Annotated in this window: 10 protein-coding genes; 7 read left to right on the top strand and 3 right to left on the bottom strand. The window is 54.7% G+C overall.

Annotation, left to right across the window (positions count from 1 at the left end):
* Positions 1 to 365: 365 nt before the first annotated feature.
* The gene (locus MYY08_RS12550; protein WP_038624019.1) at positions 366 to 1,067 is read left to right on the top strand and encodes a response regulator; all 702 of its coding nucleotides are present in this window, start codon (positions 366 to 368) and stop codon (positions 1,065 to 1,067) included.
* A gap of 58 nt (positions 1,068 to 1,125) precedes the next feature.
* Here MYY08_RS12550 and MYY08_RS12545 read toward each other — a convergent pair whose 3' ends face one another.
* On the bottom strand, positions 1,126 to 1,842 hold the full coding sequence (locus tag MYY08_RS12545) for a purine nucleoside phosphorylase YfiH/LACC1 family protein (RefSeq protein ID WP_288014425.1): 717 nt from the start codon (positions 1,840 to 1,842) through the stop codon (positions 1,126 to 1,128).
* A 734-nt stretch (positions 1,843 to 2,576) separates the two neighbouring features.
* On the opposite strand from MYY08_RS12545, the gene MYY08_RS12540 reads away from it, so the two are divergent.
* The 3 genes from MYY08_RS12540 to MYY08_RS12530 all read left to right on the top strand — a co-directional run bounded on the left by MYY08_RS12540 (position 2,577) and on the right by MYY08_RS12530 (position 6,370).
* The gene (locus tag MYY08_RS12540; protein WP_038629867.1) at positions 2,577 to 3,221 is read left to right on the top strand and encodes a carbonic anhydrase; all 645 of its coding nucleotides are present in this window, start codon (positions 2,577 to 2,579) and stop codon (positions 3,219 to 3,221) included.
* The gene (locus MYY08_RS12535) at positions 3,218 to 4,693 is read left to right on the top strand and encodes a SulP family inorganic anion transporter (RefSeq protein WP_038624021.1); all 1,476 of its coding nucleotides are present in this window, start codon (positions 3,218 to 3,220) and stop codon (positions 4,691 to 4,693) included. The genes MYY08_RS12540 and MYY08_RS12535 overlap by 4 nt, the downstream gene beginning before the upstream one ends.
* 231 nt (positions 4,694 to 4,924) lie before the next feature.
* Positions 4,925 to 6,370, top strand: a complete 1,446-nt coding sequence (locus MYY08_RS12530; RefSeq protein WP_038629868.1) for a GGDEF domain-containing protein — start codon at positions 4,925 to 4,927, stop codon at positions 6,368 to 6,370.
* A 45-nt stretch (positions 6,371 to 6,415) separates the two neighbouring features.
* Here MYY08_RS12530 and MYY08_RS12525 read toward each other — a convergent pair whose 3' ends face one another.
* The gene (locus MYY08_RS12525) at positions 6,416 to 6,628 is read right to left on the bottom strand and encodes a hypothetical protein (protein ID WP_038624022.1); all 213 of its coding nucleotides are present in this window, start codon (positions 6,626 to 6,628) and stop codon (positions 6,416 to 6,418) included.
* Between the two features lie 183 nt (positions 6,629 to 6,811).
* Between MYY08_RS12525 and MYY08_RS12520 the strand changes: the two genes are divergently transcribed.
* Both MYY08_RS12520 and MYY08_RS12515 read left to right on the top strand, forming a co-directional pair.
* Positions 6,812 to 7,342 carry a GNAT family N-acetyltransferase gene (locus MYY08_RS12520; RefSeq protein ID WP_038624023.1) on the top strand — a complete coding sequence of 177 codons (531 nt, stop codon included), beginning with the start codon at positions 6,812 to 6,814 and terminating at the stop codon, positions 7,340 to 7,342.
* Between the two features lie 98 nt (positions 7,343 to 7,440).
* A complete protein-coding gene (locus MYY08_RS12515) occupies positions 7,441 to 7,581 on the top strand; it encodes a hypothetical protein (protein WP_156462407.1) in 141 nt (46 codons plus the stop codon).
* On the opposite strand, the gene MYY08_RS12510 is transcribed toward MYY08_RS12515, so the two are convergent.
* Complete coding sequence (locus tag MYY08_RS12510; RefSeq protein ID WP_498043455.1) at positions 7,570 to 8,007, bottom strand: PH domain-containing protein; 438 nt, start codon at positions 8,005 to 8,007, stop codon at positions 7,570 to 7,572. The genes MYY08_RS12515 and MYY08_RS12510 overlap by 12 nt on opposite strands.
* A 75-nt stretch (positions 8,008 to 8,082) precedes the next feature.
* On the opposite strand from MYY08_RS12510, the gene MYY08_RS12505 reads away from it, so the two are divergent.
* Positions 8,083 to 8,168: IS1 family transposase (locus MYY08_RS12505; RefSeq protein WP_001515738.1), on the top strand; the 86-nt coding region annotated here is incomplete at its 3' end.

Below are 8,168 nucleotides of genomic sequence, written 5' to 3'. Positions count from 1 at the left end.
AGACATATCTCGTATTCTACAGCGGAGCTTATGCTTTTCGTCAACTCGTCCCGTCAGCATGACAGACTACCGCTAAAATTATTTCTATGCTAAAAGTATCGGGAATTGTCTCAATATTTTGATGAATGACAGGGAAAAAATAATTACGTGACAGAGAGTGAAAAAAAGTTAAATATTAATAGCCATCGCACAGGCCAGGCGTATCAGCATGCTCATGGATAGGGCAATGAGGCGCCAGGTAAGAGAACGGCATAACGGAAACTATTAATTGAATAGCGGGCATGGCTTTTTAGCCGCCGCGAAAACGATGAATTAAACGATTAAATTAAACACCTGCGCATTGGTAATTATTCAAGGAGTGAAAAATGACGAAAACGATCGCCAGCCCATTACGGGTTGCGCTACTGGACGATCATCCTATGATCCGCACCGCCTTTGAAATTTGCGTTGGCGCGGAGCCGGATATCATATTGGTCGGTACGTTCGGCGCCAGTCAGCTGCTTTTTAACGAGCTGCCTGATTTGCAGCTTGACGTGCTGGTCCTTGATTTCTTATTAGGCGAGCGGGAGCTGGACGGGCTGGCGTTGATCAAGCAGCTGCGTAATCATTATCCGCGTCTGAATATCCTTATCTCTTCCGCCATGGAAAGCCCCGCCGTAGTAAAAATGGTGTTGAACGCGGGCGTAAAAGGCTTTATCGGCAAAAGCCAGGATATGAGTGAAATGATTCAGGCGATCCGTCAGGTAGGAATGGGGCGCAACTGGCTGTCGCGCGATATGGCCTATGAAGTTGAAGGCCTTTACGTTATTGATGAGGAGGCGCGCAGCCGGCCCACCGACGCCGCACAGAAAGGATCGCTGTATGAGAAGGTGAAGCTGCTTAGCCCACGCGAAGTAGAGGTGATTCGCTGCTTTTTGAACGGTATGAGCGTTTCGCAAATCGCCGTTAAGTTCAAGCGCAGCCGCAAAACCGTCAGCGGACAAAAACAGTCAGCGTTAAGAAAGCTGGGCCTGCGTTCCGATAATGAGCTTTTTAAATACAGCAACGATCTCCTCTCGCGTTCCTGATCGCAGCGCGAGCGACGGCCCGGTCCTGGTCGAAGCTCGTAGCACGATGGCGATCGCGCTACGCCTTCCGCCGAATCCAGGAATAGCGCAGGGCGTAGTCGTCGGAAAAATGGGTATTACGTCGATAGCTTGATTGCGCTTCCGCGCAGCAATAGGTACAGACCGGCAGAATATCGATTTGCGCCGCCGGAATACCCCTGTCCAGCAGCATCTGGCGGCCCAGCGCCGGCAAATCGAACCAGACGCCCTGATGCGCAGCGCGCGCCTGCGGCCTGACCGCCTGCTTGTTGAGCGGTTGCAGCGTAAACCAGCGCGGCGCCGTCGCCAGCGGATTAACAAGAATCGTATTCAGCATCTCTTCTCCCAGCTCGTAGCAGCAGGGCGCAATCGCCGGACCAATTGCCGCAAACAAGCTGTCAGGCGTTGCGCCAGCCTCGATCAGCCTGTCGATCGCCTGTGGCAATACGCCCGCCAGCGCGCCTTTTAGCCCTGCATGCACCGCCGCCACGTTCCGCTGGCGGGTATCGGCGATCAGCACCGGCAGGCAGTCCGCCGTATAGACGGCGACCGGGCGCGGGCCGGTGGCGATGACGGCATCCGCCTCGCGCTGTTTACGCGGGAACGCCTCTTCCGCCATCACCACCGTCGCGGTATGACGCTGATGACCGCAGGCAATCTCTTCCGGCGGCGCCATGCCCGCCGGTAAAAAAGCGTGATCCAGCCAATCGAGAGAGGCCAGCAGCGCGGAAGTTCTTACTGGAGAAGCGTCAGACATGATTAATCCTTGCTGATGAGTCGTTGATTGCATCGTAGCCGCCGAACGCGCGTTAATACGTCAGAATGTAGGCAGCCGATCGCTTGCTGAATATAGCGTCCGCGCCCTGAACAGGGAAGGGCGCGCATACGTTCGCTGCCGCCCGGCGCTTTTAAAAGGCTTTTTACCCCGCCGTTACGTAAATAAACGCAAATAGTTTAACTTCACAGATGGCAGAACAAGGAAAGCGAAAAAGAGTTCAAAATGGTAAATAACCAATATCGATATTAATTACCTGCGTGATGATTTAATCCGTACATAGCGCCAGTACCGGACTTTCCTGTACTTATATTGTTTTTTCTTATGACTTAATAGCTGCTAAATCGCCTTTTAAATTGAGACGGATGCCTCTTAAAGAGACCGGTGTCTATATTATTTAACCTTTTTATTCCTAAGGTTAAATAGTGTATTTTATTTCTGTATTTATTTTATTTTTATTTAACTATTTGATTTATAATAATAAATTTACCAATATGATTCTTGGCTCTTTTCAATGGAAAATGTCTTATTTACCTTATTTATACATTGCATTTAAATAAGATTACACTTTGCAATTTTGTTTCTGCATTGTTTTTTCAATGTTCGTTTATTATTATCCGCAGTGGTACTGCTTATTTTATCGGCGCATATTCCATGCTTTCCGGTATTCCCTGATGATTTTTCACTGTCGCCCAGGCCTGCCTGTATTTATCAGAATGGAGACGACGATTTTGACGACCCTGAAACCACTGTTAGCGAAAAACCGTAGTTGGGCATTACAAAAAACGCAGCGTAATCCGCGCTATTTCGAGCGCTATTTACATCAGCAAAAGCCCCATTCGTTATGGATCGGCTGTTCTGACAGCCGCGTTCCGGCGGAAGTGCTGACCGGGGCCGATCCGGGCGAGCTGTTCGTGCACCGTAATATCGCCAATATGGTGCTGACCGATGACGATAACTTTATGAGCGTGTTGCAGTATGCGCTGGAATACCTTGAGGTAAAGCGCGTCGTTCTGTGCGGCCACTACGGCTGCGGCGGCATTCAGGCCGCCGTCGCGCTGCCGGAAAGCCCGCTGGCGCAGGAAAATTCTCCGCTCTCGCGCCGTATTGCGGCGCTGCGCGTGGCGCTGGTCGAAGGCCTGAAGGCGTTTCATGCGGCGGGCGAAGCGGACGCGTCGCGGCACAATCAGCTGGTGGAAGCGAACGTGCTGGCGCAGTTCGCGCATCTGGCCGCCAGCGAGCCGGTGCGGCGTGCCTGGCGCAACGGCGTTGAACTGGATCTGTTCGGCTGCGTTTATGACCTGCAGTCGGGACATTTGAAAGAGTTAATTCAGCAATCAGCAGAGGAAACATCGTCATGAATATGAAGACGCTTCGGCAGGATCTTCCCGCCGGCCTTGTGGTGTTTCTGGTGGCGCTGCCGCTCTGTCTGGGCATCGCTCAGGCCAGCGGCCTGCCGCCGTTCGTCGGCCTGCTGACCGGTGTGATCGGCGGTCTGGTGGTCACCTCTTTTAGTCCCTCGCGCTTTGCCGTCAGCGGCCCGGCCGCCGGTCTGGTTACCATCGTGGTGGCCTCCATCGAGACGCTGGGATCCTTCTCCGCCTTTCTCTTCGCGCTGGTGCTGGCGGGCATCATTCAGTTCATTCTGGGAATGCTGCGCGCCGGACGTTTTATCGCATTGGTGCCAGGCAGCGTGATTAAGGGGATGCTGGCGGCGATCGGCATTCTACTGATTATGCAGCAGATCCCGGTGGCGCTGGGCGCCAGCGGCGACGGCGAGCTGAGCGGGCTGTTTAGCGGCGATTTCCGCTTCTCAACCTCGTCGATGCTGGTGGCCGGCGCGGGGCTGCTGATCCTGTGGCTCTGGACGACGCCGGTGATTAAAAACATCAAGGCGTTGAGCTGGATCCCAGGGCCGCTGATCGCCGTGCTGATTGGCGGGCTGGCGACGGTATTCGGCGAGCGGCTACAGCCCGATTTCCTCGCCAGCCTGCCGCGTATTACGCTGCCTGAATTCGGCAGCCTGAGCGCGCTGGCCGCCGAGCTGGAAGGGCCGGACTGGCAGGCGTGGCGCAATCCTTCTGTTTATGTGGTGGCGATAACGCTGGCGCTGGTGGCCAGTCTGGAAACCCTGCTCAGTCAGGAAGCGCTGAATAAGCTGCGGCCGCAGAACCCGCATCCCTCTCCGAACAGAGAGATGCTGGCGCAGGGCATCGGAAACACGCTGGCCGGTTTTCTCGGCGCGCTGCCAATCACCGCGGTGATCGTGCGCAGTTCGGTCAACGTCAGCGTCGGCGCGCAGAGTAAGGTGTCGATTCTGCTGCATGGCGTGCTGCTGCTGATCTGCGGGCTGTGGTTCAGCGATCTGCTGAACGTTATTCCGCTGGCGAGCCTGGCGGCGGTGCTGCTCTATACCGGTTATAAGCTGGCGACGCCGCGCCTGTTTATTGACCAAATCCGCATGGGCGCCCAGCAATTCGTGCCTTTTATCACCACCATTATCGGCATCATCGCTTTCGGCATGCTGGCGGGCATTGGACTGGGAATCGCCACGCAGATCCTCTACAGCATTTACAAAAGCCACCGCAACGCTATGCATTTGACCCGCTACGACGACCACTATGTGCTGCGGTTGCAGCAGAACCTGACATTTATGCACAATCCGCGTCTGCAAAATCTGCTGGATGAAATTCCGGAAAACAGCGTGCTGATCGTCGATCATGACAACGTGGATTATCTCGACCCGGATGTCAAAGCGGTGCTGAAAGATTTTGGCGAGAAAGCGCCGAGACGCGGCATCCGTCTGAACCAGTGGCCGGTGGCGGTAAAATAGTCGCTTCCGCTGCAAAAGACCGGTTAAACAGGCGCTCAGCGAGCGCCTGTTTTATCATCTCTTTTCCCTGACCTGAAGAAGATTCACCCTGTTGGCCAGTTATGCTGTGATAAGATGCCGCGCTTCGCCAGCGTTATTTACGGCGTGGTTACCGATAATAATAGCCGCTGAATGAAGCTGCCGGTTGAAGGCCTGACGGCGGCAGAGGCAACGCACCAGGTACGTCCAGCTATGCAACTCGCGCTTCTCAACAAAGAAAAACCGCTTAACACTATTCTGACGCTATTTCTTTTCACTTCCTTCTTCTGCTTTGTTGGCGGCCATTTGCGTCTGCCTGCGGAGCTGTCGCTGTTCTGGCCCATCAACGCGCTGCTGACCAGCATTTTTGTCCGTTTGCCCTGGCTGCACCGGCCACGCTACTACCTGGTCTGCTATGGCGCGATGGTGTTTAACGACGCGCTCTTTTCCGGCTGGGCGCTGCCCGCGTTTACCATTAACGGGGCGAATATTCTGTTTATTCTGGTTGCCGTCTCGATGTTGATTCAGCGCGCCGCTCCGCTTAATGCCTCAGGCAGGATAAAAAACGCGCTGACCATTTTTCCCGCCTGCCTGCTGGCGTCCCTGGCATGCGCCAGCTGGGGGGCGCTGGCGCAGGAGCTGCTGTTTCGCGACGGCTTTCTGACGGCATGGAGCGACTGGCTGAGCGAGCAGTTTTCTACTGGCGTTTTGCTGCTGCCGCTGCTGTTGACGCTGCCGCGCCGCGCCGAACTGCTGGCGGCGCTGCGCCAATGGCGAAAGTGCGCGCCGGCGCTGGCGTTGATCTGCTCCATTTGCGCGGCGGCGCTGATCGGCGGCGGCGGCAGCCTCTCTTTTCCGGTTCCGGCGCTGATCTGGTGCGCCATCAGTTACCCGCTCTGGCTGACCAGCGCATTAACGCTGCTCAACGGCATCACGGAAATTATTCTGGTGGTACATAACGTGATGAATATTCAGGGAGCCGACAGTCTGCTGCCGCCAAGCCATCTGACTTCGGCGCGGTTAGGCGTGGCGACGGTGGCGATCAGCCCGCTGATTGTCGCCGTGAGCATGGACGCCATCAGACAGCTCAATCGTCAGCTTGCGCTGCGCGCCAATCACGATTTTCTCACCGGATTGCTGACGCGTTCTGGTCTGTACGCGCGTTTAGAGCAGATGAAAGAAACCGGCGCGCTGCGCGATCGTCAGATGGGCGTGCTGTTAATCGACATCGACTATTTTAAAGCGATCAATGACAACTACGGGCACGACGCCGGAGACGCGGTGTTGCAGGAGGTAGCGCAACGCATGCAGCAGAGCGTCGGCGATGCAGGGCTGGTTTGTCGTTTCGGCGGTGAGGAGTTTCTGGTGCTGCTGTTCGACCTCACGGACGCGCAGTTCGTGCAGAAGGCGGAGGCGATTCGACGACGCGTGATGCAGCAGAAGATAATGCTGCGCGGCAATGCGGCGGCGGTCACCGTCAGTATCGGCGTAAGCAGCGGCACGCTGGATCACGCCCATATCTGCGACGATTTTAATCGCCTGGTCTCCGCGGCGGATAAACAGCTGTTTGTTTCGAAGCGCAACGGACGTAATCAGACGACGCCGGGCCCGGAAAAGGACAACCTTATCAACGATGCGCTGACCTGGCCGCGCCAGTAAAAGAAAAAACCGCAGCAGCAAATCAGCGCTGCTACGGGGTCAGAATTAAGAGCGAATATAGGTACGGATCACGTCGGCGATCGCTTTATTCGCTTCGCGGCCGTCGCGATGCTCAACTTCGCTGGCCAGGTTTTCCAGATATTTATTCAGCTTGCCGCCCGTCGGCATATTACCAAAGGTAATCAGCATCTGGACAATTTGGCGCAGCGCCAGCAGTTCCAGCGACAGACGTTCAACAACAGGATCTTTCTCAGACATAACCACTCCGGCGGGAACAAAATTTACTGTCTGTTATCATACGCCGCTGCGCATTTTTCAATCGTATAAACAGACGCCATAAGCGCCGGTATTTTGTTCTGCGGCTTCCGGCTTCGGAAAAAGGCAGGTCGCCGGGACGATTTTTGCTATGGTCTTCTTCAGTCCAGTAATACAGGTAAATTCATGCATATCGATTCTTCCCGCCTGCGTTATCAGCCCATCATGGAAGATGACTGGCCTTTTTTCCTGTCGTTGTATCAGGATGAAGCGGTGATGCGTTTCGTCAGCGACGTGCACGACGCCGGGATCATTCGCCGCCATGCTTTTGACGTACGCCTCCCGCGCTGGCAGCCGGGCAGTAAGCACTGGCTCTGTCTGGTGATGCGCGAAAAGACCTCCGGCGATCCGGTCGGCGTTACCGGCTTTGTCGATCGTGAACACGGCATCGCCGAGGTGGGTTTTCTGCTCGCCGCTGCTTTTCAGGGCAAAGGCTACGGCGCCGAATCGCTGCGTGCGGTGTGCCAGCTGGCGTTCGCACTGGATTTCCGCAAGCTCACTGCCTCCGTCACCGTGGGCAACCACGCCTCGAAAGCGGTGCTGGAAAAAGCGGGCTTCCGGCTGGAAGGGGTGCTGCGCGAAAACTATCATCTGCACGGCCGCTGGCAGGATGACTGGGTGTTTGGACTGCTGAGAACAGAATTGACGCTGGACTGAAAGGTTATTTCATTGGCTTTTGAGCGGCGCTTCTGAAAGCGAGATGAAGTCTGTTCCGGCACTGGTGGAGAAACGCAGCCACAGGGAAGGGGGCTGGGTTGAAAATTAATAAAGAAGAGGCGCTCATGAGCGCCCGAAAAGCATTTTACAGACCGGCGCGTCAGGAACGCTTAATGCGTAAAAAACATTTTGCGCTACGTTTCAACCAGCCAACCACGTTGGCTGAATTATCGATTTAATAAGCGCTGCTTCTGTTGCAGAAATTCTTCTTCGGTCAAAATGCCTTTTTCTTTAAGCTGAGCCAGACGTTCAAGTTTTGATATCAAATCATCGAATTCTGGCGCAGTGGGTGCAGTGGGCGCAGGTGCTGCGGTTGGCGCAGCTGGCGTGGCGGCAGTCTGAGGCGGTGGCTCCGGCAAAGGCCGGGAAGGCGCATAATTGTTTCGTGCTTTGTTAAGTAAATTGTTAAAGGGCGTAATAGCGCTTTTGAAAATATTACTGACCGAGTAATTCTGACCGCTGGTTGAGAAGGTGATTTCACCTAATACCAGACCGGCTTTCACGCTCACGCTGACAATATCTTTAAGAGCAAGATCAACTTGCGTTATGCTGCCCCAAAAGCCTTTATCAAGAAAGATAACGCGCTGATCGGTAAGCGTTATCAATGAGGTATTAGCCTCTACCAGGTGATGCTGCCAACTTACTGATTTAGTGTATGATGGTGTTTTTGAGGTGCTCCAGTGGCTTCTGTTTCTATCAGCTGTCCCTCCTGTTCAGCTACTGACGGGGTGGTGCGTAACGGTAAAAGTACTGCCGGACATCAGCG

It is taken from the genome of Mixta sp. (assembly GCF_024610815.1).
In the GTDB taxonomy this organism is placed as follows: Bacteria; Pseudomonadota; Gammaproteobacteria; order Enterobacterales; family Enterobacteriaceae; genus Mixta; species Mixta calida.
This window is presented reverse-complemented; position numbering and strand designations above follow the sequence as displayed.

Bases quoted from the DNA above. Each gene is read 5' to 3' on its own strand.
- MYY08_RS12550 (WP_038624019.1), top strand. From the start codon at position 366: ATGACGAAAACGATCGCCAGCCCATTACGGGTTGCGCTACTGGACGAT.
- MYY08_RS12545 (WP_288014425.1), bottom strand. From the start codon at position 1,842: ATGTCTGACGCTTCTCCAGTAAGAACTTCCGCGCTGCTGGCCTCTCTC.
- MYY08_RS12540 (WP_038629867.1), top strand. From the start codon at position 2,577: ATGGAGACGACGATTTTGACGACCCTGAAACCACTGTTAGCGAAAAAC.
- MYY08_RS12535 (WP_038624021.1), top strand. From the start codon at position 3,218: ATGAATATGAAGACGCTTCGGCAGGATCTTCCCGCCGGCCTTGTGGTG.
- MYY08_RS12530 (WP_038629868.1), top strand. From the start codon at position 4,925: ATGCAACTCGCGCTTCTCAACAAAGAAAAACCGCTTAACACTATTCTG.
- MYY08_RS12525 (WP_038624022.1), bottom strand. From the start codon at position 6,628: ATGTCTGAGAAAGATCCTGTTGTTGAACGTCTGTCGCTGGAACTGCTG.
- MYY08_RS12520 (WP_038624023.1), top strand. From the start codon at position 6,812: ATGCATATCGATTCTTCCCGCCTGCGTTATCAGCCCATCATGGAAGAT.